Raw genomic sequence first — 21,947 nt, forward strand, 5'->3', positions numbered from 1 at the left:
CGGCGCTTATGGGCGTGGCCAGTCTGTCACTCTGTCCGCACTGACCGAGGTGTATTCGTCCGAACTGCTCGGGGAGCGGGACATGGGGGCCATTCCGGCGCAACGGGAGACCGATCCTGGTGCTTCTGATGTCCCTGTGCACAGGAGCGTGCTTCCGTACGCCCGGGCGCACGCCACCCTTGCGGGCAGTTCCCTCGCGCCGGGCGCCGCCCGCGCACTCCTGCGCGCCGCCCTCTCCGAATGGGCCGAACTGGGCCTGTCCGGCACGGCTCCGCTCACCGACCGGCTGGCCGACGACGCCGTCGTGGTCGTCAGCGAACTCGTCACCAACGCGGTCGTGCACGCCGGCACCGACGTCGATCTGGAGTGCCGTCTGGAGACGGAGACCGGTGCCCTCGTCGTCGAGGTCGCCGACCAGCACCCCTCGCGCGCCCCGCGCGACGGCACGGGCGAACCGTCGTACGAGACACCGGAGTACGGCCGCGGACTGCGCCTCGTCGCCACCCTCGCCGAGTCCTGGGGCATCACCTACCGCAAGGGCACCAAGACCGTATGGGCGCGGCTGACCGAGGAGGACAGCGCGGCCGTGGGGCAGAGCGGGGCGTACGCGGGGCAGAACGGGGCGTACGCGGGGGTGCACGGCCTGGAGATCGCCGGAGTCCTCGCCCCCGAGCCCCGGCGCGCCGAACGCGACCGGGAGTGGCTCAACCGCGGCGCGCTGTCCTTCCTCGCCGAGGCCTCCGACCTGCTCGCCGGACAGCTCGACGAGGACCTGGTCGCCGCCCTCGCCGGACAGCTGATCGTGCCGCGGCTCGCCGACTGGTGCGCGGTGTGGCTGGAGGACGAGCACATGGGGCGCGGCGGTGTGTGGGGCGGCGACGGCACCGGCGGGGCGGGCCCACGGCTCGCCCGCGTCTGGCACGGCCACGAGAGCCGTATCGAGGAACTGCGCCGGGCCCTGGAGAAGGACCCGCCCAGACCGGTGGACCCGCCGCGCTCCGGGCCCGTGCCGTTCCCCTGGCCCGGCGACGCGCTGGGCGTGCACGGGGCGCACGGCACGGCACTGGCGTACCGGCTGATCGCGGGCGGCCGGCCGCTCGGCACGCTCGTCATCGGACGCTCCGGGCTGCTCCGCTTCCCCGACGAGATCACCGGCCTGGTCGAGGATCTCGGCCGCCGGGTCGCCCTCGCCATCGGCGCGGCCCGCCAGTACGCCCGCCAGGCCACCATCAGCGCCGTCCTCCAGCGCGGGCTGCTGCCCGGCGCGGTCGCGGAGATCCCCGGGATGCGCAGCGCGCTGGTGTACGAGCCGTGCGACAAGGGCGGCCCCAGCGGCGACTTCTACGACCTCTTCCCGGCCGGCGACGGCCGCTGGTGCTTCGCCGTCGGCGACGTCCAGGGCAAGGGCCCCGAGGCCGCCGTGGTGATCGGCCTGGCCCGCCCCTGGCTGCGGCTCCTCGCCCGCGAGGGCTACCGCGTCGCCGACGTCCTGGACCGCCTCAACCAGCTGCTCCTCGACGACGCCACGGAGGCCGCCGACGCCGCCGCCCGCGCACTGATCGCCGCGGGCGGCCAGTCCCTGACCGGCGACGGCCCGCAGACCCGCTTCCTCTCCCTCCTCTACGGCGAGCTGGCCCCCTTCGACGGCGGTGTGCGCTGCACCCTCGCCTCCGCCGGGCATCCACTGCCGCTGCTCCTCGGTGCGGGCGGCGAGGTCCGCACCGCCGCCCGGCCGCAGACCCTGCTCGGCGTCGTCGAGGACGAGACGTACACCAGCGAGACCTTCGAGCTGCGGCCCGGCGACACCCTGCTCGCCGTCACGGACGGGGTGACGGAGCGACGCTGCGGCCCCCGCCAGTTCGACGACGGCGACGGCCTCGCGACGGCGCTCGCCGGCTGCGCCGGGCTCACCGCCCCGCTGATCGCGGAGCGCGTCAGACGGCTGGTGCACGAGTTCGGCGTAGGGCCGCCCGAGGACGATCTCGCGCTGCTGGTGCTCCAGGCGGAGTAGCCGGAGCAGTCGCCACGGTCCTGGACAATGGAGGACATGCCTTCCGCACTCCCCGACGGCGAGCCCGTCCCCGACGACGGCGCGCTCCCCGTGTCCGCGCTCGCCGGGGCCGACGCCCGCCCCCTCGGGTTCTACCTGCACGTTCCGTACTGCGCGACCCGCTGCGGCTACTGCGACTTCAACACCTACACGGCGACCGAGCTGCGCGGCACGGGCGGTGTGCTGGCCTCCCGCGACAACTACGCCGACACCCTGATCGACGAGATCCGGCTGGCCCGCAAGATCCTCGGCGACGACCCGCGCCAGGTCAGCACGGTGTTCGTCGGCGGCGGTACGCCGACCCTGCTGGCCGCGGGCGATCTCGTACGGATGCTGGCGGCGATCCGTGACGAGTTCGGTCTGGCGCCGGACGCGGAGGTGACGACGGAGGCGAACCCGGAGTCGGTGGACCCGTCATATCTGGCCACCTTGCGGCAGGGCGGCTTCAACCGGATCTCCTTCGGCATGCAGAGCGCGCGGCAGCACGTGCTGAAGGTGCTCGACCGCACGCACACCCCGGGCCGCCCCGAGGCGTGTGTGGCGGAGGCCAGGGCGGCCGGGTTCTCGCACGTCAACCTGGACCTGATCTACGGCACCCCCGGTGAGTCGGACGACGACTGGCGGGCCTCGCTGGAGGCGGCGATCGGTGCGGGCCCGGACCACGTCAGCGCCTATGCGCTGATCGTCGAGGAGGGCACGCAGCTGGCCCGTCGTATCCGGCGCGGCGAGGTCCCGATGACCGACGACGACGTCCACGCGGACCGCTATCTCATCGCGGAGTCGGTGCTGTCCGAGGCGGGCTACGACTGGTACGAGGTGTCGAACTGGGCCACCTCGGAGGCGGGCCGCTGCCTCCACAACGAGCTGTACTGGCGTGGCGCCGACTGGTGGGGCGCGGGCCCCGGCGCGCACTCCCACGTGGGCGGCGTGCGCTGGTGGAACGTGAAGCATCCGGGGGCGTACGCCGGGGCGCTGGCGGCGGGCCGGTCACCGGGGGCGGGCCGCGAGCTCCTGTCCGAGGAGGACCGACGGGTCGAGCGGATCCTGCTGGAGCTGCGGCTTCTGGAGGGGGTGCCGTTGTCGCTGCTGCGGGAGGAGGGGCTCCGGGCCTCCCGCCGGGCTCTGTCGGACGGACTTCTCCAGGAGGAGCCGTACGGCGCGGGGCGTGCGGTGCTCACCCTGCGGGGGCGGTTGCTGGCGGATGCGGTGGTGCGGGACCTCGTCGACTGAGTCCGCGGGCCGGTGGGGGCTGGTCGCGCAGTTCCCCGCGCCCCTGGGCGGGTGCGGGGCGCGTCTCTCATGCCGTGACGAAGTCGATCAGTTCCTCCACCCGGCCCAGCAGTTCCGGCTCCAAATCCTTGTACGAGTTCACCCGCTTCAGGATCGCCTGCCACACCGCCCCCGTGTTCTCCGACGGCCAGCCCAGGGCCCGGCACACGCCCGTCTTCCAGTCCTGGCCGTGGGGGACGCGTGGCCAGGACTCGATGCCCAGGGACGACGGTTTCACCGCCTCCCAGATGTCGATGTACGGGTGGCCGACGACGAGGGCGTGTTCGCTGGTGACCGACTGTGCGATGCGCCACTCCTTCGTGCCCGGCACCAAGTGGTCCACGAGGACGCCCAGACGGGCGTACGGGCCCGGCGCGAACTCCTCGACGATCGACGGGAGGTCGTCGACGCCCTCCAGGTACTCCACGACCACGCCCTCGATGCGCAGGTCGTCGCCCCAGACCTTCTCGACCAGTTCCGCGTCGTGGCGGCCCTCGACGTAGATACGGCCGGCGCGGGCCACCCGGGCGCGGGCGCCGGGGACGGCCACCGAGCCGGATGCCGTACGGGTGGGACGTAGCGGCGCCTGACCGGTGGGACGTACGAGCGTCACCACCCGGCCCTCCAGGAGAAAGCCCCTCGGCTCCATCGGGAACACCCGGTGCTTGCCGAAGCGGTCCTCCAGGGTCACCGTGCCCGCCTCGCAGCGGATCACCGCACCGCAGAAACCGGTGCCGGGTTCCTCGACCACCAGGCCGGGCTCCGCCGGGACCTCGGGGACGGGCTTCGGCTTCTTCCAGGGAGGGGTCAGGTCGGCGGAGTACTGGCGCATTCGGATGACGATAGGAGAAGCCCGCCAGCACCTAACGCGACACGCCGAAGCGGGTTGCCAGGGCGTCGCGCTGCCGTCGTACGAACGCCGCGTCCACCACCGCTCCGTGACCGGGTACGTACAGCGCGTCCTCGCCGCCCAGGTCCAGCAGTCGGTCCAGCGCCGCCGGCCAGTGCGACGGTACGGCGTCGGGGCCCGCCTGCGGTTCGCCGGACTCCTCGACCAGGTCGCCGCAGAAGACCACCTCGGGGGAGCCCGGGACCAGGACCACGAGGTCGTGGCCGGTATGGCCGGGGCCGACGTTCGCCAGCAGGACCTGGCGGCCGGCGCCGAGGTCGAGGGTCCACTCGCCGGAGACATGATGGCGGGGGTGGGGCAGGGCGTCGACCGCCTCGTCGGCCAGTGCCGTGTCCAGGCCGTTGCGGATCGCGTCCGCGCGCAGTGCCTCGCGGGCCTGGTGCTGGTCGAACAGCGCGTCCATGCCCACCGGCCCGTACACCTCCGCCCCCGCGAACGCCGAGGCCCCGAAGACATGGTCGAAGTGGGGATGGGTCAGCGCGAGATGAGTCACACGATGCCCGGCGAGCGATTCGGCCTGCGCCCGCAACCGCGCGCCCTCGCCGAGGCTCGATCCGGCGTCGATCAGCAGAGCGGTCCCCGAACCGACGACCAGCCCCGCTGTGCAGTCCCACCCCGGCAGCCGGCACCGCCCGACCCCGGCCGCCACCCTCTCCCACCCCAGCTCTTCCCAAGTCACCGTCATACGGCGACGCTAGCCGTACGAGGGGTCGCGGCAGGACCGACCTTGCCCGGGCGGTACCCCACCGCCGTACACTGGGCCGGGGAATGCTGGCACTCGGGCGGACAGAGTGCCAGGCAAGGCGCCGAGGGAACGACTTCTGGAGGTGTGCGCGATGCTGAGTGAACGCAGGCTTCAGGTGCTGCGCGCCATCGTCCAGGACTATGTGGGCACCGAGGAGCCGGTCGGTTCCAAGGCCCTCACCGAGCGGCACAGCCTCGGCGTGTCCCCGGCGACGATCCGCAACGACATGGCGGCCCTGGAGGACGAGGGGTTCATCGCCCAGCCGCACACCAGTGCCGGGCGGATCCCCACGGACAAGGGCTACCGGCTGTTCGTCGACAAGCTCGCGGGCGTCAAGCCCATGACCGCGCCCGAGCGGCGTGCCATCCAGAACTTCCTCGACGGCGCCGTCGATCTCGACGACGTGGTGGCGCGGACCGTACGGCTGCTCGCGCAGCTCACACGGCAGGTCGCGGTGGTGCAGTACCCCTCGCTCACCCGGTCCACCGTGCGCCATGTCGAACTGCTCGCGCTCGCACCCGCACGCCTGATGCTCGTGCTGATCACGGACACCGGGCGGGTCGAGCAGCGGATGATCGACTGCCCGGCGCCCTTCGGCGAGACGTCCCTCGCCGATCTGCGGGCCCGGCTCAACAGCAAGGTCGCGGGCCGGCGCTTCAGTGATGTGCCGCTGCTCGTCGAGGACCTCCCCGAGGGCTTCGACCTGGAGGACCGCGGCACCGTCTCGACCGTGCTCTCCACTCTTCTGGAGACACTCGTCGAGGAGAACGAGGAGCGGCTGATGATCGGCGGAACCGCCAATCTCACCCGCTTCGGACATGACTTCCCCCTCACTATCCGTCCGGTTCTCGAAGCCCTCGAGGAGCAGGTCGTGCTCCTCAAGTTGCTTGGTGAGGCCGGGGATTCGGGCATGACCGTACGCATCGGTCATGAGAACGCCTATGAGGGACTCAACTCCACGTCCGTCGTGTCGGTCGGCTACGGTTCGGGCGGCGAGGCAGTAGCCAAGCTCGGCGTGGTCGGACCGACCCGCATGGATTACCCGGGAACGATGGGAGCGGTACGCGCAGTGGCGAGGTACGTCGGACAGATCCTGGCGGAGTCGTAAGTGGCCACGGACTACTACGCCGTTCTCGGCGTGCGCCGCGACGCGTCGCAGGAAGAGATCAAGAAGGCCTTCCGTCGGCTCGCTCGCGAGCTGCACCCGGATGTCAACCCTGATCCGAAGACCCAGGAGCGGTTCAAGGAGATCAACGCCGCTTACGAGGTGCTCTCGGACCCGCAGAAGAAGCAGGTCTACGACCTCGGCGGCGACCCCCTGTCCCAGGCGGGCGGTGGCGCGGGCGGCTTCGGGGCCGGTGGGTTCGGGAACTTCTCGGACATCATGGACGCGTTCTTCGGTACGGCGTCGCAGCGGGGTCCGCGGTCGCGTACGCGACGGGGCCAGGACGCGATGATCCGGCTGGAGATCGAGCTCGACGAGGCGGCCTTCGGCACCACGAAGGACATCCAGGTCGACACGGCGATCGTGTGCACCACCTGTAGTGGTGAGGGCGCGGCGCCGGGGACCTCCGCTCAGACGTGTGACATGTGCCGCGGGCGCGGTGAGGTGTCGCAGGTGACGCGGTCGTTCCTGGGGCAGGTCATGACGTCCCGGCCGTGTCCGCAGTGCCAGGGGTTCGGGACGGTCGTTCCGACGCCGTGCCCCGAGTGCGCGGGCGACGGTCGCGTACGGTCGCGTCGTACCCTCACGGTCAAGATTCCGGCCGGTGTGGACAACGGCACGCGGATTCAGCTCGCCGGTGAGGGTGAGGTCGGGCCCGGTGGGGGTCCTGCCGGTGACCTGTACGTCGAGATCCACGAGTTGCCGCACTCGCAGTTCCAGCGGCGTGGTGACGATCTGCACTGCACGGTCACGCTTCCGATGACCGCGGCGTCTCTCGGCACCAAGGTTCCGCTGGAGACGCTGGACGGGCTGGAGGAGGTCGACATCCGGCCGGGCACGCAGTCCGGGCAGTCGATCCCGCTGCACGGGCGGGGTGTCACGCATCTGCGCGGCGGTGGGCGGGGTGACCTCATCGTCCATGTCGAGGTGCAGACGCCGAACAAGCTGGATCCGGAGCAGGAGAGGTTGCTGCGGGAGCTGGCGAAGCTGCGGGGCGAGGAGCGGCCCACGGGGCAGTTCCAGCCGGGGCAGCAGGGGTTGTTCTCGCGGTTGAAGGACGCGTTCAACGGTCGGTGATCGGTGATCGGTGATCGGTGATCGGTAGAGGGCGGCTGTGGGCAGGGATTTCCTCGCCCCCGCCGCCCTTACCCGTTCCCATCCCCAGGGGCGCTGCCCCTTCGACCCCGGTTCCTGGGGGCTGCGCCCCCAGACCCCCGTCGGCCCCTGAAGGGCCTCGTCCTCAAACGCCGGACGGGCTGGAAGGGGCCGTCTCTGGGTGGGTGGGGGATGGGGATGGTGAGTCCTTGTCCTCGGACGCTGGGCGGGCTGGAAGGTGCGGGCTGGCGTCGGGGGTGGAGCCGTCTGTGGGTGGGTGGGTGGGTGGGGGATGGGGATGGGGAGCCCCTGTCCTCGGACGCCGGGCGGGCTGAAAAGTGCTGGTTGGTAGGGGGTGCTCGGGGGGCTCACCCGCGGCCCATTCCGCTGTCCTATGCCAGTGGAAGGCCGGATTCGGACTTGTTCGGAGGACGTGACAACATGCGGTCATGTCCTCCGCGCTGACCGATCTTTTCCCGCATCCGATCGTGCAGGCCCCTATGGCGGGCGGCGTCTCCGTGCCGCAGCTCGCCGCCGCCGTGTCCGATGCCGGGGGGCTCGGGTTTCTTGCCGCCGGGTACAAGACGGCGGACGGGCTGTATCAGGAGATCAAGCAGCTGCGGGGGCTGACCGGGCGTCCCTTCGGGGTCAATCTGTTCATGCCGCAGCCGGAGTACGCCGACCCGGCCGCCGTCGACGTGTACGCGCACCAGCTGTCCGGCGAGGCCTCCTGGTACGAGACCGAGCTCGGGGACCCCGACAGCGGACGTGACGACGGATACGACGCCAAGCTCGCCGTACTGCTCGACAACCCGGTGCCGGTGGTGTCCTTCCACTTCGGCGTCCCCAGCAGCGAGGTGCTGGAGTCCCTGCGGCGCGCAGGAACCTTCACCCTCGTGACCGCGACCACCGCCGAGGAGGCCCTCGCCGTGCAGCGGGCCGGCGCCGACGCGGTCATCGCGCAGGGCGTGGAGGCCGGCGGGCATCAGGGGACCCACCGTGACATCCCGGAGAACGACGGGACCGGGATAGGACTGCTGTCGCTCGTCGGGCAGATCCGCGAGACCGTAGGCATCCCCGTCGTCGCCGCCGGCGGCATCATGCGCGGCAGCCAGATCGCCGCCGTCCTGGCAGCCGGTGCCGGCGCCGCCCAGCTCGGCACGGCCTTCCTCGCCACCACCGAGTCCGGCGCCGCGCCCGTGCACAAGCAGGCGCTCACCAACCCCCTGTTCGTCCGCACCGAGTTGACCCGTGCCTTCTCCGGCCGGCCCGCCCGCGGGCTCGTCAACCGCTTCCTGCGCGAGCACGGCCGGTACGCACCCGCCGCCTACCCGGAGATCCACCACCTCACGTCCCCGCTGCGGAAGGCCGCCGCCAAGGCCAAGGACCCACAGGGCATGGCCCTGTGGGCCGGCCAGGGCCACCGCATGGCGCGCGAGCTGCCCGCCGGGCGGCTGATGGAGGTGCTGGTCGCCGAACTCGCCGACGCCCAGACAGCGTTGTCGGTCTTCCCGAAGGGCGATGGCCTCCGATGACGGCTCCCGTGTTCGTGGTCGAGCACTTCGACGCCGGGAGCGGCGGACGCTACGTCCTGGAGGGGCCCGAGGGGCGGCACGCGGTCTCCGTGAAGCGGCTCCAGCCCGGCGAGGAGGTCGTTCTCGCCGACGGCGCGGGACGCTACGCGGTGTGCGACGTGATCGGCACCGAGGGCAAGGACCGGCTGATCGTCCACATGACCTCGGTGTCCGAGGAGCCGGAGGAGTCCCCCCGTGTCACCGTCGTCCAGGCCCTCCCCAAGGGCGACCGCGGTGAGCTGGCCGTCGAGACCATGACCGAGACCGGCGTCGACGCGATCGTGCCCTGGCAGGCCTCCCGCTGCATCACCCAGTGGAAGGGCGACCGCGGACTGAAGGCCCTCACCAAGTGGCGGTCCACCGCCCGAGAGGCCGGCAAGCAGTCCCGGCGGTTCCGCTTCCCCGAGGTCGCGGACCTGGCCACGTCCAAGCAGGTCGCGGCGTTGCTCGCCAAGGCCGACTTCGCCGCCGTACTCCACGAGAGCGGTGACGAACCGCTGGCCACCGTCGAACTCCCCACCGAGGGCGACATCGTGCTCGTCGTCGGGCCCGAGGGGGGCGTGTCCCCCGAGGAGCTGGCGCTGTTCGAGGAGGCGGGGGCGAAGCCGTACGTCCTCGGGCGTACCGTGCTGCGTACATCGACCGCCGGGACCGCCGCGACCGCCGTGCTCCTCGCGCGCACCGGCCGCTGGTCCTGAGAACCAGAGGGAACGCCTTGGAACTCGCCCAAGTCCGGCTGCTCGTCTCCGACTTCCCCGTCTGTTACCGCTTCTACGCCGAAGTCCTCGGCCTCAAGGCGCAGTCGGGGGCGACGCAGGGACCGTACGAGAAGTTCAGCCCCACCACCGGTTCCGCCGGTATCGCCCTCCAGGACCGGTCCATGATGGCCGGGATACTGGGGGAGTTGGGCGACGAGGCGAGCGGGCACCGGTCCCTGGTCGTGCTGCGCGTCGACGATCTCGACACCTACTGCGAGCAGATCGCCGAGCGGGGTGCCGTGCTGCTGCACGGGCCCGCCCCCATGACCGAACGGATGCGGGTCGCCCACCTCAAGGACCCGGAGGGGAACCTTGTGGAGTTGCAGGAGTGGCTGCTGCTGCGCGCTTGAGGTCGACGGTCTCGGCGACGGCGTAGAACAGCTCCCAGCCGTCCAACTCCCGGTCGCCGGGCCGCAGTAGGCCGCGTCGGGCGGCTTCGTCCAGCAGGGCGCGCACGACGCCGGGCTCGCGGAGGTTGATCCCCTCGCCCCGGCCGTCCACCGCGCAGCCCTGGAACCAGGGGTGGCCCTCGGACACGTACCGGCGCGAGCCCGCGCCGCCCGCCCGGAAGACGAATCGGATGCGGTCGCCGTCCCGGTGCAGGGTGACGAGATCCCGCCAGACGCCGTCAGGGCCCTTCTTCTGGCGGAAGTTCCACAGGTAGGTCGTCCGCTCGTCCACGACGAGACGGCGAAGGCGGCGGTCGTTGCGCATGCCGTCACGCTAGACGGGCGGGCAGCGCCTGGTCTCCGGGTTTTCCGCGGGCAGCAGTCGGACGTCCTCGCGGCGGACCGCGAACGACTTCTGGACCTCGCGTGGGACGAGTGTCCGTATGCGCTCTACCGCGGCGGCCGTGACAGTGGGAAGCTGCCCTCCATGGGGGTATTGCGCAGGTTTTGGGGTCGCCCGCGAGGACACCGGGTCCAGCGGGTGGCAGCCGTGTCCGTGCTCGCGGTCGTGGTCGCCGGCGGGCTCACCGCCTGTGATCCGGCGGGGCTGAACTCCGCTTCCGTGGCGTACACGACCGACCAGACGGTCACCAAGGAGCTGGAGCGGCAGAAGGCCAACGTGCAGTGGCTGACCTGCCAGGCCTCCTACGGGAACCGGCCCACGCCGACGGCGACCGACAACGCCGTGGCCGAGGTCCACTGCACCGGCGAGACCACCAGCAACCAGGACATCGACGTCGACGGCAAGATCACCCGTGTGGTCAACGGGCAGTGTGTGCGCGGTGAGCTGACCGCGAAGATCGACGGCAAGCAGTGGTTCCAGGTCAACGGACTGGGCAACTGCAACGCCTCGCCCGAGCCGAACAACCCGGGCGGCAACGGGCAGCCGGGAGACACCGTCACCGTGACGGTCACGGAGACCATCTGGTGCGACAAGTACCCGGACTGCAGGCCCGTCCAGGGCAAGTGATCCAAAGCCCTGTCCGTGGGCCGTCGGCCCTGCATAGGGTTGACTCGTGACACAGCCCGCGACGCCCTCGTATCTCCGGTTTCCGCACCTGCACGGCGACTTGGCGGCCTTCACCGCCGAGGACGACGTGTGGATCGCCCCCCTCGACGGCGGCCGGGCCTGGCGGGTCAGCGCCGACAACGTGCCCGTCTCCACACCGCGCATCTCACCCGACGGCACCACCGTCGCCTGGACCTCCACCCGGGACGGCGCCCCCGAGGTGCACATCGCCCCGGTCGACGGCGGTCCCGCCAAGCGGCTGACGCACTGGGGGAGTTGGCGTACCCAGGTGCGAGGCTGGACCCCGGACGGCCAGGTCCTCGCGATCACCACCCACGGCCAGGCCAGCCTGCGCCGCTCCTGGGCGCACACCGTCCCGCTCGACGGGGGACCGTCGACCCTCCTGCCGTACGGGCCCGTGGGCGGTGTCGCGCTCGGGCCGTCCACCGTGCTGCTGTCCGCGCCGATGGGGCGGGAGGCCGCCTGGTGGAAGCGGTACCGGGGCGGTACGGCGGGCAAGCTGTGGATCGACCACGAGGGCGACGGAGAGTTCGTACGGCTGCATCAGGACCTCGACGGGAACATCGAGTTCCCGGTGTGGGCGGGGGAGCGGATCGCCTTTCTCTCCGACCACGAAGGGGTCGGCGCGCTGTACTCCTCCCTCGCCGACGGGTCCGATCTGCGGCGCCACACACCTCTTGGGGGCACCTCCCGCTCGAGCGAAGCCGAGAGTGGGGGAGGGTTCTACGCCCGGCACGCCGCCGGTGACGGCACCCGGATCGTCCACGCCTCCGCCGGTGAACTGTGGGTCCTGGACGACCTGGACGGGGCCGAGCCGCGCCGGCTGGAGGTGCGGCTCGGTGGGCAGCGCGTCGACCGGCAGCCGTTCACGGTGAACGCCTCGCGCTGGTTCGGCTCCGCCGCCCCCGACCACACCGCGCGCGGCAGCGCGGTCGCCGTCCGGGGCGCCGTGCACTGGGTCACCCACCGCTCCGGCCCGACCCGGGCGCTGGCCGCCGAACCCGGCGTACGGGCCCGGCTGCCCCGCACCTTCCGCACGGAGGGCGAGGAGTGGGTGGTGTGGGTGACCGACGCGGAGGGCGACGACGCCCTGGAGTTCGCGCCCGCCACCGGCCTCGCCCCCGGCGCCACCCCGCGCCGCCTCGCCGCCGGACAGCTCGGCCGGGTCCTCGGGCTCGCCATGGCCCCCGACGGCAGCCGGGCCGCGGTCGCCGCGCACGACGGACGCGTCCTGCTCGTCGAGCGGGAGACCGGCGAGGTCCGCGAGGTGGACCGGAGCACGGACGGGGACGTCTCGGGGCTGGTCTTCTCGCCAGACTCGGCCTGGCTCGCCTGGTCTCACCCCGGCCCGCGCCCACTCCGCCAGCTCCGCCTCGCCAACACCACCGACCTCTCCGTCACCGAGGCGACCCCGCTCCGCTTCCAGGACTACGCGCCCACCTTCACCCTGGACGGCAAGCACCTCGCCTTCCTCTCCACCCGCTCCTTCGACCCGGTCTACGACGAGCACGTCTTCGACCTCGCCTTCGTGGTCGGCGACCGCCCGCACCTGATCACGCTCGCCGCGACCACACCCTCGCCGTTCGGCCCGCAGCGGCACGGCCGCCCCTTCGAGGCCCCCGACAAGGACGAGACACCCGACAGCGAGGGCACCCCGGCCACCCGCATCGACCTCGAAGGGCTCGCCGACCGGATCGTGCCCTTCCCGGTCGAGGCCGCCCGCTACTCCAACCTGCGCGCGGCGAAGGACGGCGTGCTGTGGCTGCGCCACCCGGTGCAGGGCGTCCTCGGCTCCACCCGGGCCACCCCGGACGACCCCGACCCCAAGACCGAGCTGGAGCGCTACGACCTCGCCCAGCAGCGCCTGGAGCATCTCGCCGCCGACGCCGACCACTTCGCCGTCAGCGGGGACGGCAAGCGGGTCCTGCTGTGGACCGACGGGCGGCTGAAGGTCGTACCGAGCGACCGGCGGGCCTCGGGCGACGACGACAGCGACACCAACATCACCGTCGACCTCGCCCGGATCCGGCAGACCGCCGATCCGTCGGCCGAGTGGCGGCAGATGTACGAGGAGACCGGCCGCATCATGCGGGACCACTTCTGGCGCCCCGACATGAGCGGTGTCGACTGGTCCGGCGTCCTGGACCGCTACCGCCCGGTGGTGGACCGGGTCGCCACCCACGACGACCTCGTCGACCTCCTCTGGGAGGTGCAGGGCGAGCTCGGCACCTCGCACGCCTACGTCATGCCGCGCGGCGGCTACGGCAGCGGCCCCCGGCAAGGTCTTCTCGGCGCCGACATCTCCCGTCACCAGGACGGCAGCTGGCGTATCGACCGCATCCTGCCGACGGAGACCTCCGACCCCGACGCCCGCTCCCCGCTCGCCGCGCCCGGTGTCGCGGTCCGCGCGGGCGACGCGATCGTCGCGGTCGGCGGGCATCCGGTCGACCCGGTCACCGGTCCGGGCCCGCTCCTCGTCGGCACGGCGGGCAAGCCGGTCGAGCTGACCGTCTCGCCGGCCGGCGGCGGTGACGTGCGGCACGCCGTCGTCGTACCGATCGCCGACGAGGAACCGCTGCGCTACCACGCGTGGGTCGCGGACCGGCGGGCCTACGTCCACGAGAGGTCCGGCGGCCGGCTCGGCTACCTCCACGTCCCCGACATGCAGGCCCCCGGCTGGGCCCAGATCCACCGGGACCTGCGGGTCGAGGTGGCCCGGGAGGGGCTGGTCGTCGACGTCCGGGAGAACCGCGGCGGTCACACCTCCCAGCTCGTCGTCGAGAAGCTGGCCCGGCGGATCGTCGGCTGGGCCCTGCCGCGCGGGCTGCGGCCGTACAGCTATCCGCAGGACGCGCCGAGGGGGCCGGTGGTCGCCGTGGCGAACGAGTTCTCGGGCTCCGACGGCGACATCGTCAACGCGGCGATCAAGGCGCTGGGCATCGGGCCGGTGGTCGGCACGCGGACCTGGGGCGGCGTCATCGGGATCGACAGCCGGTACCGGCTCGTCGACGGCACGCTGATCACCCAGCCCAAGTACGCGTTCTGGCTGGAGGGTTACGAGTGGGGCGTGGAGAACCACGGCGTGGACCCGGACGTCGAGGTGGTCCAGCGCCCGCAGGACCACGGCGCGGGGAAGGACGTGCAGCTGGACGAGGCGGTACGCATAGCGCTGGAGGCCCTGGAGCGGACTCCGGCGAAGGTGCCTCCGTCGCTTCCCTGACCTGCTCGATACGATGCCCCCACACCCGCGACCCGAAGGGACACCACATGCCAGGGGAACCGCAGGACGACTGCCTGTTCTGCAAGATCGTCGCAGGGCACATCCCGGCGACGATCGTCCGTGAGACGGACACCACCGTCGCCTTCCGGGACATCAACCCCCAGGCCCCCACGCATGTCCTGGTGATCCCCAAGGTGCACTACGAGAACGCCGCGACCCTCGCCGCCGCCGAACCGGCCGTCGCCGCCGACGTCCTCGGCGAGGCGCAGTCCGTCGCCGACGAGGACAAGCTGGAGAGCTACCGCATCGTCTTCAACACCGGTGCCGGCGCCGGCCAGACCGTCTTCCACGCCCACGCGCACGTCCTGGGCGGTCGCGGCCTGCAGTGGCCGCCCGGGTAAGCCACCGTGTCCGTACGTGAATTGGTGGTCCTCGGCACCGCCAGCCAGGTTCCCACCCGGCACCGCAACCACAACGGCTACCTCCTGCGCTGGGACGGCGAGGGCATCCTCTTCGACCCGGGCGAGGGCACCCAGCGCCAGATGCTGCGGGCCGGTGTCGCCGCGCACGACCTGAACCGGATCTGCGTCACGCACTTCCACGGCGACCATTCGCTGGGGCTCGCCGGTGTCATCCAGCGCATCAACCTCGACAAGGTCCCGCACCAGGTCACGGCCCACTACCCGAAGTCCGGCCAGCGCTTCTTCGACCGGCTGCGGTACGCCACGGCGTACCGGGAGACGGTCGGGATCACCGAGGCGCCGGTGAGTGAGGACGGGGTGCTGGCCACGGGTTCCTCCTATGCGCTGGAGACCCGAAAGCTCTCCCACCCCGTCGAGTCGTACGGCTATCGCGTCGTCGAACCCGACGGCCGCCGTATGCTGCCCGACCGCCTCGCCGCGCACGGCATCAAGGGGCCGGACGTCGGCCGGATCCAGCGGGAGGGCTCGGTCGCCGGGGTCTCCCTCGACGACGTCAGCGAGGTGCGGCGCGGGCAGCGGTTCGCGTTCGTCATGGACACCCGGCTGTGCGACGGCGTGTACGCGCTGGCCGAGGGGTGCGACATGCTCGTCATCGAGTCGACGTTCCTGGACGAGGACACGCAGCTGGCCGTCGACCACGGCCACCTGACCGCCGGGCAGGCGGCCACGGTGGCGCGGGACGCCGGCGTACGGCATCTCGTGCTCACGCACTTCAGCCAGCGCTACGGCGACCCCGACGAGTTCGAACGCCAGGCGCGGGCGGCGGGCTTCGAGGGCGAGCTGACGGTCGCCCACGATCTTCTGCGGGTGCCGGTTCCGAAACGGCGGTAAAGCGGTCGTACGATGCTTCGATGCCCCTCCCCAAAGCTGAACTGCACCTCCACATCGAAGGCACGCTGGAGCCCGAGCTGGCGTTTGAGCTGGCCGCCCGCAACGGCGTCGAGCTGCCGTACGCGGACACGGACGAGCTCCGCAAGGCGTACCAGTTCGAGGACCTCCAGTCCTTCCTGAACCTGTACTACGAGCTCATGGCCGTCCTGCGCACCGAGCGGGACTTCGAGGACCTCGCGAACGCGTATCTCGCCCGTGCCGCCGCGCAGGGGGTGCGGCACGCGGAGATCTTCTTCGACCCGCAGGCGCACATCGCGCGCGGTGTGGGGATGGGGACGGTCGTCGACGGGCTGTGGCGGGCGCTCGGCAGCAGCGAGGCGAATCACGGTGTCTCGACGCAGCTGATCCTGTGCTTCCTGCGCGACGAGTCCGCCGAGTCGGCCCTGGAGACGCTGGACGCCGCGAAGCCGTATCTCGACCGGATCGTCGGTGTCGGGCTCGACTCCGCCGAGGTCGGGCATCCGCCGGTGAAGTTCCGCGAGGTGTACGAGGCTGCTGCGGCCCTTGGACTGCGGCGGGTGGCCCATGCCGGGGAGGAGGGGCCGCCCGAGTACATCACGCAGGCCCTTGATGTGCTCGGCGTGGAGCGGATCGACCATGGGCTGCGGTGCATGGAGTCGCCGGAGCTGGTCTCGCGGTTGGTGCGGGATCGCGTGCCGCTGACGTTGTGCCCGATGTCCAATGTGCGGCTGCGGACGGTTGATGTGCTGGCCGATCATCCGCTTCCGGCGATGCTGGATGCGGGGTTGTTGTGCACGGTGAACTCCGATGACCCGGCGTATTTCGGGGGGTATGCGGGCGACAACTTCGAGGCCGTGGGGACGACACTCGGGTTGTCCGAGGACCGGCTGCGAGAGCTCGCCCGCAACTCCTTTGTCGCGTCCTTCCTGGAGCATGACGAGGAGCGGCGTCAGCGGTATCTGGCCGAAGTGGAGAGCTACGAGTTTTCGTAGTTCCCAGGCTGCGGGCCGGTGGGGGTTGATCGCGCAGTTCCCCGCGCCCCTAGCGGGGCGCTACGGCTGCCGTTTCGTAGACGTGCTGGGTCGGGACAGCCGGGGTGTCGACGGTGATCTCGACCACCGGCAGAGTCCGGCTTCCCGCCCGGAGGGCTGTCGCCGTCATCGGTACGGCGATCAGTAGCAGCCCTGCTGCCAGGACCAGGCCCATGGCCGGGAAGCCTGCCTCGGCCGCGAGCAGGCTGCCTGTGAGGGGGCCCGCCGCCGTGCCGAGTGAGGACGCCGAGCCGACCAGGACCGCCCATCTGCCGCGTGGGTCCAGGGAGGCGGCCAGGCCTATGACGTACGACAGGACGATCGGGTAGAGCGTGTTCCAGGCGATCTCGCCCGTCGCGAAGGTCGTCAGGTCGGTCGCGGATGCGCTGAGGGCGATGCAGGCGGCGATCAGGGCCGTGCCCGCGCCGATGGGCAGGGCGTGGCCGAGGCGGGGGCCGAGGGTGCCCGCGCCGATGACGCCCAGCAGGCCCGCGCCGAGCCCTACGGCGAAGACGGCGCCGACCGTGGCCTCCGTCAGATGGGCCTGGGTGAGGCCTATGTGGCCGCTGACGCCCCAGAGGGCGTTCTGGGCGAGGGACCAGCAGGGGAGGGTGGCGGCGAGGAGCAGGCCGGCCCGGAGATGGGGGAGGGGGGTCCTCGTCCGCCGGGTCTGCGGGGCGGGGGTGTGCAGCGGGAGACGGTTCGTCAGGGGCCAGACCGCCAGGGCGGTGAGGGCGATCGCGGCCAGGGGCTGGCCGTGGCCCGGGCCCAGGTGCGGGACGGTCAGATAGACGGCGCCCGCCAGGGCGGAGACACCGAGCAGACCGAGTGTGGTCGTGCGGTGCGGATCGCTCTGGGCGGCGATCCCGGTGGCGGCGACCGTGGTGGCCGTACCGGATCCGAACCCGCCGATCATCGCGCCGGTGACGACGGCCGCGACGCTGCCGCTGAGCGCGGCGCAGCCGTAGCCGGCCACCGCGAGGGCGAGTCCGATGCGCGCCAGCCTCCGCGCGCCGATCCGGTCCACCTTCGACGCCAGCAGGAAGCCCGCGGACGCCGAACTCAGCAGCAGCGCACTGCCGACGGCGCCCGCCTGAGTGGCGGTCAGTGGAAGACCCGAGTCCAGTCTGCCGACGGTGGTCGGGAGGAGGTACGGGGCGAGGTACCCGGCCGTGAAAAGGGCGACGAGGGGCCAGGCGATGGTGCGGGGGGCGAACACGGGCGTTCCCTGGGCATGCGAAAGAAGCGGCTCAAAAAGGGGATTGGGCGACGACCGTCGACGGACAGGAACGCGCGGGCAATTTGTATCAAGCACGCGGTTTCAGAAAAAGAGTGGGGGGTGTGATCTGAGGCACGTCGTGTTTCGGGTGGGGAATGCCGGGTAGACGAGCGCCTCAACGCCAGTGAACAGCGGCCCCGCCCGCCGCCGGCACCGTCGCCTCGATCTTGGCCCTGATCTCCCGCATCACCGCGATGATCTGCTCCTCGTGCGCCGGGGTCAGCCGGGCCACCGGGACCGAGCAGCTGATGGCGTCCTGGGCGGGGGAGTCGTAGCGCAGGGCGAAGCCGAAGCCGATGATGCCGAGGACGCCCTCCTCGCGGTCGACGGAGTGGCCGCGGGAGCGGATCTCGCAGAGGTCGGCCGTCAGGGTGTCGCGGGTGGTGTGGGAGTTGGGGGTCAGGGCCTCGTAGGGGCCCTCCGGCAGCTCGTCGTCGGGATGTTCGGCCAGGAGGGCCTTGCCCAGGGCGCCGACGTGGGCGGGGAGGCGGCGGCCGACGCGGCTGATCGTGCGCAGGTACTCGTGGGACTCGCGGGTCGCCAGGTACGCCACGTCCCGGCCGTCCAGGCGGCCCATGTGGATGGTCTCGCCGAGCGCCTGGGACGCCTCGTCGAGATACGGGCGTACGACCCGGACGCGCGGGTCGGAGTCGAGGTAGCTCGTGCCGGTCAGCAGGGCGTGGATGCCGATGCCGTAGAGCGAACCGGTGACGTCGGTGCGGACCCAGCCGCGGGAGATCAGGGTCTGCAGCAGCGCGTACATCGAGCTGCGCGGCACCTCCAGCTCGTCCGCCAGCTCCTGCAGCCGCGCCGGGCGGTCCCCGCGCGCGGCCAGCACTTCCAGCAGTTCGACCGTCCGCGCGGCCGACTTCACCTCGCGCACGCCCCCTGTCTCCGACATGTGCCGATCGTAATCGGGGTGTCCGCGCCATTGACGGTCGCGGTTCGCGTACCTAATCTCCATCTTCATACGTGGATGACATCTACATAGGGAGATGAGTGAGGGTGAGTCTCGACACGGGCGAAATCGTGCGGCGGCTGGGGGAGGGCATGGCGGGCGGCGTCCTGTCGTTCCCGCTGACGAGCTTCCACGCCGACGGCTCCCTCGACCCGGACGGCTTCCGCACCCATGTCGCCGCCCAGATCGCCACCGCCCCCGGCGCCGTCTTCCCCGCCTGCGGCACCGGGGAGTTCTTCTCGCTGGACGAGGACGAGTACCGGACCGTGGTGTCGGTGGCCGTCCAGGAGTCCGCCGGCCGGGTGCCCGTCGTCGCCGGGATCGGCTACGGCTGGGCGCAGGCCGTCCGCTTCGCCCGCATCGCCGAGGAGGCCGGCGCCGACGCGCTGCTGGTGCTCCCGCACTACCTGGTCGCCGCCCCGCAGGAGGGGCTCGTCCGGCAGGTGGCGGAGATCGCGGCGCGGACCCGGCTGCCGCTCATCGCCTACCAGCGCGGACAGGTCACGTTCGGCGTGGAGGCGTTCCGGCGACTGGCCGACATCCCCACCGTCATCGGCCTCAAGGACGGCCACAGCGACCTCGACCGGCTCCAGCGCCTCACCCTCGCCGCCCCTGAGGGCTTCCTCTTCTTCAACGGCGCCGCCACCGCCGAGATCCAGGCCCGCGCCTACGCCACCGTCGGCGTCCCCGCCTACTCCTCCGCCGTCCACGCCTTCGCCCCGGAGATCGCGAACGCCTTCTTCGGCGCGCTGAAGGCCGGCGACGAGGGCACGGTGGAGAAGCTGCTGCGCGACTTCTACGTCCCGCTCGTCGAACTCCGCGACCGCGTCCCCGGATACGCCGTGTCGCTGGTGAAGGCCGCGGCCCGGCTGCGGGGCCGTCCCGTGGGTCCCGTACGCGCGCCCCTGACCGACCCTTCGGTCGCCGACCTGGCCGACCTCACGTCCCTCCTCGCCACCGGCCTCGACCTCGTGGGAGCCGCCCTGTGAACCTCACCATCACGGATGTCCGGCTGACGCCGATCCTCGTCGCCGACCCGCCGCTGCTCAACACGCAGGGCGTGCACCAGCCGTACACCCCGCGGCTGATCGTGGAGGTGGAGACCGCGGACGGGGTGACCGGGATCGGGGAGACCTACGGCGACACCAAGTACCTGGAGCTGGCGCGGCCGTTCGCCGAGAAGCTGATCGGCGGTCAGGTCGGAGACCTCAACGGGCTGTTCCTTCTCGCCGACGAGGTGGCCGTCGACAGCTCCCGGGTCTCCGGGCAGGTCGACGTCGGCGGGCTGCGCGGTGTCCAGACCGCCGACAAGCTGCGGCTGTCCGTCGTCTCCGGGTTCGAGGTCGCCTGTCTCGACGCGCTCGGCAAGGCGCTCGGCCTGCCGGTGCACGCGCTGCTCGGCGGGAAGGTGCGGGACGCGGTCGAGTACAGCGCGTACCTGTTCTACCGGTGGGCCGATCATCCCTCGGGCGTGGCCTGCGAGAAGGACGACTGGGGGGCGGCCGTGGATCCGGCCGGGGTCGTGGAGCAGGCGCGGCTGTTCAAGGAGCGGTACGGGTTCACGTCGTTCAAGCTGAAGGGCGGGGTCTTTCCGCCGGACGAGGAGATCGCGGCCGTCCGGGCGCTGGCGGAGGCCTTTCCCGGGCATCCGCTGCGGCTCGACCCCAACGGGGCCTGGTCCGTGGAGACTTCACTGAGGGTCGCCGAGGAGATCGGGGACGTCCTCGAGTACCTGGAGGACCCGGCTCTCGGTACGCCGGCCATGGCCGAGGTGTCCGCCGGGACGGATGTGCCGCTCGCCACCAACATGTGCGTGACGACGTTCGCGGAGATCAAGGAGGCGTTCACTCGCGATGCCGTTCAGGTGGTGCTGTCGGATCACCACTACTGGGGCGGGTTGCGGAACACGCAGCAACTGGCGGCGATCTGCCGGACGTTCGGGGTCGGGGTGTCCATGCACTCCAACACCCATCTGGGCATCTCGCTGGCGGCGATGACGCATGTGGCGGCCACCGTCCCCAACCTTCACCACGCTTGCGACTCCCACTATCCCTGGCAGTCGGAGGACGTCCTCACCTCGCGGCTGACCTTCGACGACGGCAAGGTCGCCGTGTCGGACGCGCCCGGTCTCGGGGTCGAACTCGACCGGGAGAAGCTGGAGTTCCTGCATCAGCGGTGGCTCGACGACGACGGGGCGCTGCGTGAGCGGGACGACGCGGCGGCGATGCGGGTCGCCGAGCCGGGGTGGGTGACGCCGAGCGTGCCTCGCTGGTAGCGCAGGGCGGTTCTCGCCCCCGCCGCCCCTACCCGTCCCGTCCTCCAGGGGCTGCCGCCCCTTCGACCCCGCTCCCAGGGGGCTCCGCCCTCTGGACCCCCATCGGCCCCGAAGGGCCTCGTCCTCAAACGCCGGACGGGCTGAGACTGCCCGGACCGGCGGTCAGAAGCGCAGCCGATCGGAGCCGCTCGTGTCTGCAGTTGTCCCCGAGACACATCCACCCGTCGTCCAATCCGCCATCCGCAAGATCTTCCGCCGTGTGGTGCCGCTGTTCTTCATCATGTTCGTGGCGAACTACATGGACCGGGTGAACCTGGGCTTCGCCCAGGACGAACTCCGGGCCGATGTCGGTCTGTCCGCCGCCGCCTTCGGGCTGGGGGCCGGCATCTTCTTCATCGCGTACGCCGTCTTCGAAGACTGGGCGCGCTGTGCCTCGCCGCGATGGGCTTCAAACCGGCCTCGCCGGTCTTCTGGACGAGCCCGCAGAGCTATCTCGACGCCCGCGCCGCCGCACCCGGTATCGCGCTGATCAACTCGATCGGCGACCTGGGCGGTTTCGTGGCGCCGACGGCCTTCGGGATCATCGAGGACTCGACGGGGTCCACGAAGGGAGGTCTGGTGGGGCTGACGGTCGTCGGGTTCCTGGCCGCGCTGAGCGTGCTGTTCGTGCGGGGCGGCGGGCGCAACGACCGGATCCGGACACGGCCCGCGAAGGCGCCGAGGGCCTCCACCGCCCCGAAGGCGACTCCCGGTGCCGCTCGCACCGCCCCTCCGGGGCCGTCGAAGGCCTGACGTGACGGGCGGG

20 protein-coding genes are annotated in these 21,947 nt (G+C 71.7%); 15 read left to right on the forward strand and 5 right to left on the reverse strand.

Annotated elements, in window-relative coordinates; translation table 11 throughout:
• The first annotated feature begins 82 nt into the window (after nt 1-82).
• The gene (locus ACWD3I_RS02735) at nt 83-2,011 is read left to right on the forward strand and encodes an ATP-binding SpoIIE family protein phosphatase (protein ID WP_365409853.1); all 1,929 of its coding nucleotides are present in this window, start codon (nt 83-85) and stop codon (nt 2,009-2,011) included.
• A gap of 36 nt (nt 2,012-2,047) precedes the next feature.
• Nucleotides 2,048-3,280 carry a radical SAM family heme chaperone HemW gene (hemW, locus tag ACWD3I_RS02740; RefSeq protein ID WP_365409856.1) on the forward strand — a complete coding sequence of 411 codons (1,233 nt, stop codon included), beginning with the start codon at nt 2,048-2,050 and terminating at the stop codon, nt 3,278-3,280.
• Between the two features lie 67 nt (nt 3,281-3,347).
• Here hemW and ACWD3I_RS02745 read toward each other — a convergent pair whose 3' ends face one another.
• Nucleotides 3,348-4,151 (reverse strand): DUF3097 domain-containing protein, encoded by an 804-nt coding sequence (locus ACWD3I_RS02745; RefSeq protein ID WP_365409859.1) that lies wholly within the window; start codon nt 4,149-4,151, stop codon nt 3,348-3,350.
• 31 nt (nt 4,152-4,182) lie between these two features.
• Nucleotides 4,183-4,914 carry an MBL fold metallo-hydrolase gene (locus tag ACWD3I_RS02750; protein ID WP_365409862.1) on the reverse strand — a complete coding sequence of 244 codons (732 nt, stop codon included), beginning with the start codon at nt 4,912-4,914 and terminating at the stop codon, nt 4,183-4,185.
• Nucleotides 4,915-5,065: 151 nt separating this feature from the next.
• On the opposite strand from ACWD3I_RS02750, the gene hrcA reads away from it, so the two are divergent.
• The 5 genes from hrcA (at nt 5,066) to ACWD3I_RS02775 (ending at nt 9,916) form a co-directional block, all read left to right on the forward strand.
• Complete coding sequence (hrcA, locus tag ACWD3I_RS02755; protein WP_365409865.1) at nt 5,066-6,082, forward strand: heat-inducible transcriptional repressor HrcA; 1,017 nt, start codon at nt 5,066-5,068, stop codon at nt 6,080-6,082.
• Nucleotides 6,083-7,216: a molecular chaperone DnaJ gene (gene dnaJ, locus ACWD3I_RS02760; protein WP_365409868.1), complete on the forward strand. Its 1,134-nt coding sequence runs from the start codon at nt 6,083-6,085 to the stop codon at nt 7,214-7,216.
• 467 nt (nt 7,217-7,683) lie between these two features.
• Nucleotides 7,684-8,769, forward strand: a complete 1,086-nt coding sequence (locus ACWD3I_RS02765) for a nitronate monooxygenase (RefSeq protein ID WP_365410276.1) — start codon at nt 7,684-7,686, stop codon at nt 8,767-8,769.
• Nucleotides 8,766-9,506 carry a 16S rRNA (uracil(1498)-N(3))-methyltransferase gene (locus ACWD3I_RS02770; protein WP_365410274.1) on the forward strand — a complete coding sequence of 247 codons (741 nt, stop codon included), beginning with the start codon at nt 8,766-8,768 and terminating at the stop codon, nt 9,504-9,506. The genes ACWD3I_RS02765 and ACWD3I_RS02770 overlap by 4 nt, the downstream gene beginning before the upstream one ends.
• A gap of 17 nt (nt 9,507-9,523) precedes the next feature.
• Nucleotides 9,524-9,916 carry a VOC family protein gene (locus ACWD3I_RS02775; protein WP_365410271.1) on the forward strand — a complete coding sequence of 131 codons (393 nt, stop codon included), beginning with the start codon at nt 9,524-9,526 and terminating at the stop codon, nt 9,914-9,916.
• Here ACWD3I_RS02775 and ACWD3I_RS02780 read toward each other — a convergent pair.
• Complete coding sequence (locus ACWD3I_RS02780; RefSeq protein WP_365410268.1) at nt 9,858-10,280, reverse strand: hypothetical protein; 423 nt, start codon at nt 10,278-10,280, stop codon at nt 9,858-9,860. The two genes, ACWD3I_RS02775 and ACWD3I_RS02780, sit on opposite strands and share 59 nt — an antisense overlap.
• Nucleotides 10,281-10,496: 216 nt before the next feature.
• Here ACWD3I_RS02780 and ACWD3I_RS02785 point away from each other — a divergent pair, with 216 nt between their 5' ends.
• From ACWD3I_RS02785 to ACWD3I_RS02805, 5 genes are read left to right on the forward strand one after another with little or no spacing between them, the layout of a single operon-like run.
• Nucleotides 10,497-10,985, forward strand: a complete 489-nt coding sequence (locus tag ACWD3I_RS02785) for a hypothetical protein (protein ID WP_266892546.1) — start codon at nt 10,497-10,499, stop codon at nt 10,983-10,985.
• Nucleotides 10,986-11,031: 46 nt separating this feature from the next.
• Entirely contained in the window at nt 11,032-14,265 is a 3,234-nt protein-coding gene (locus ACWD3I_RS02790; protein ID WP_365410264.1) for a S41 family peptidase, read from the forward strand.
• Between the two features lie 47 nt (nt 14,266-14,312).
• Entirely contained in the window at nt 14,313-14,666 is a 354-nt protein-coding gene (locus tag ACWD3I_RS02795) for a histidine triad nucleotide-binding protein (RefSeq protein ID WP_365410261.1), read from the forward strand.
• Between the two features lie 6 nt (nt 14,667-14,672).
• Complete coding sequence (locus tag ACWD3I_RS02800; RefSeq protein WP_365410258.1) at nt 14,673-15,578, forward strand: ribonuclease Z; 906 nt, start codon at nt 14,673-14,675, stop codon at nt 15,576-15,578.
• Between the two features lie 20 nt (nt 15,579-15,598).
• Complete coding sequence (locus ACWD3I_RS02805; RefSeq protein ID WP_365410255.1) at nt 15,599-16,591, forward strand: adenosine deaminase; 993 nt, start codon at nt 15,599-15,601, stop codon at nt 16,589-16,591.
• 49 nt (nt 16,592-16,640) lie between these two features.
• On the opposite strand, the gene ACWD3I_RS02810 is transcribed toward ACWD3I_RS02805, so the two are convergent.
• Nucleotides 16,641-17,849 (reverse strand): MFS transporter, encoded by a 1,209-nt coding sequence (locus ACWD3I_RS02810; RefSeq protein WP_365410253.1) that lies wholly within the window; start codon nt 17,847-17,849, stop codon nt 16,641-16,643.
• 175 nt (nt 17,850-18,024) lie between these two features.
• On the reverse strand, nt 18,025-18,810 hold the full coding sequence (locus ACWD3I_RS02815) for an IclR family transcriptional regulator (RefSeq protein WP_365410250.1): 786 nt from the start codon (nt 18,808-18,810) through the stop codon (nt 18,025-18,027).
• 149 nt (nt 18,811-18,959) lie between these two features.
• On the opposite strand from ACWD3I_RS02815, the gene ACWD3I_RS02820 reads away from it, so the two are divergent.
• From ACWD3I_RS02820 to ACWD3I_RS02830, 3 genes are all read left to right on the forward strand, one after another.
• Nucleotides 18,960-19,856, forward strand: a complete 897-nt coding sequence (locus tag ACWD3I_RS02820; protein WP_451084025.1) for a 5-dehydro-4-deoxyglucarate dehydratase — start codon at nt 18,960-18,962, stop codon at nt 19,854-19,856.
• Nucleotides 19,853-21,142 (forward strand): glucarate dehydratase family protein, encoded by a 1,290-nt coding sequence (locus ACWD3I_RS02825; protein ID WP_365410245.1) that lies wholly within the window; start codon nt 19,853-19,855, stop codon nt 21,140-21,142. Before ACWD3I_RS02820 ends, ACWD3I_RS02825 begins: the two co-directional genes overlap by 4 nt.
• Before the next feature lie 441 nt (nt 21,143-21,583).
• Entirely contained in the window at nt 21,584-21,934 is a 351-nt protein-coding gene (locus ACWD3I_RS02830; RefSeq protein WP_365410242.1) for an MFS transporter, read from the forward strand.
• Nucleotides 21,935-21,947: the final 13 nt, after the last annotated feature.

The organism is Streptomyces sp. NPDC002817 (assembly GCF_053592055.1).

What these genes read in the sequence shown, in the direction of transcription:
- ACWD3I_RS02735 (WP_365409853.1), top strand. Translation starts at nt 83, where the DNA reads ATGGGGGCCATTCCGGCGCAACGGGAGACCGATCCTGGTGCTTCTGAT.
- hemW (WP_365409856.1), top strand. Translation starts at nt 2,048, where the DNA reads ATGCCTTCCGCACTCCCCGACGGCGAGCCCGTCCCCGACGACGGCGCG.
- ACWD3I_RS02745 (WP_365409859.1), bottom strand. Translation starts at nt 4,151, where the DNA reads ATGCGCCAGTACTCCGCCGACCTGACCCCTCCCTGGAAGAAGCCGAAG.
- ACWD3I_RS02750 (WP_365409862.1), bottom strand. Translation starts at nt 4,914, where the DNA reads ATGACGGTGACTTGGGAAGAGCTGGGGTGGGAGAGGGTGGCGGCCGGG.
- hrcA (WP_365409865.1), top strand. Translation starts at nt 5,066, where the DNA reads ATGCTGAGTGAACGCAGGCTTCAGGTGCTGCGCGCCATCGTCCAGGAC.
- ACWD3I_RS02765 (WP_365410276.1), top strand. Translation starts at nt 7,684, where the DNA reads ATGTCCTCCGCGCTGACCGATCTTTTCCCGCATCCGATCGTGCAGGCC.
- ACWD3I_RS02770 (WP_365410274.1), top strand. Translation starts at nt 8,766, where the DNA reads ATGACGGCTCCCGTGTTCGTGGTCGAGCACTTCGACGCCGGGAGCGGC.
- ACWD3I_RS02780 (WP_365410268.1), bottom strand. Translation starts at nt 10,280, where the DNA reads ATGCGCAACGACCGCCGCCTTCGCCGTCTCGTCGTGGACGAGCGGACG.
- ACWD3I_RS02795 (WP_365410261.1), top strand. Translation starts at nt 14,313, where the DNA reads ATGCCAGGGGAACCGCAGGACGACTGCCTGTTCTGCAAGATCGTCGCA.
- ACWD3I_RS02805 (WP_365410255.1), top strand. Translation starts at nt 15,599, where the DNA reads ATGCCCCTCCCCAAAGCTGAACTGCACCTCCACATCGAAGGCACGCTG.
- ACWD3I_RS02815 (WP_365410250.1), bottom strand. Translation starts at nt 18,810, where the DNA reads ATGTCGGAGACAGGGGGCGTGCGCGAGGTGAAGTCGGCCGCGCGGACG.
- ACWD3I_RS02820 (WP_451084025.1), top strand. Translation starts at nt 18,960, where the DNA reads ATGGCGGGCGGCGTCCTGTCGTTCCCGCTGACGAGCTTCCACGCCGAC.
- ACWD3I_RS02830 (WP_365410242.1), top strand. Translation starts at nt 21,584, where the DNA reads ATGGGCTTCAAACCGGCCTCGCCGGTCTTCTGGACGAGCCCGCAGAGC.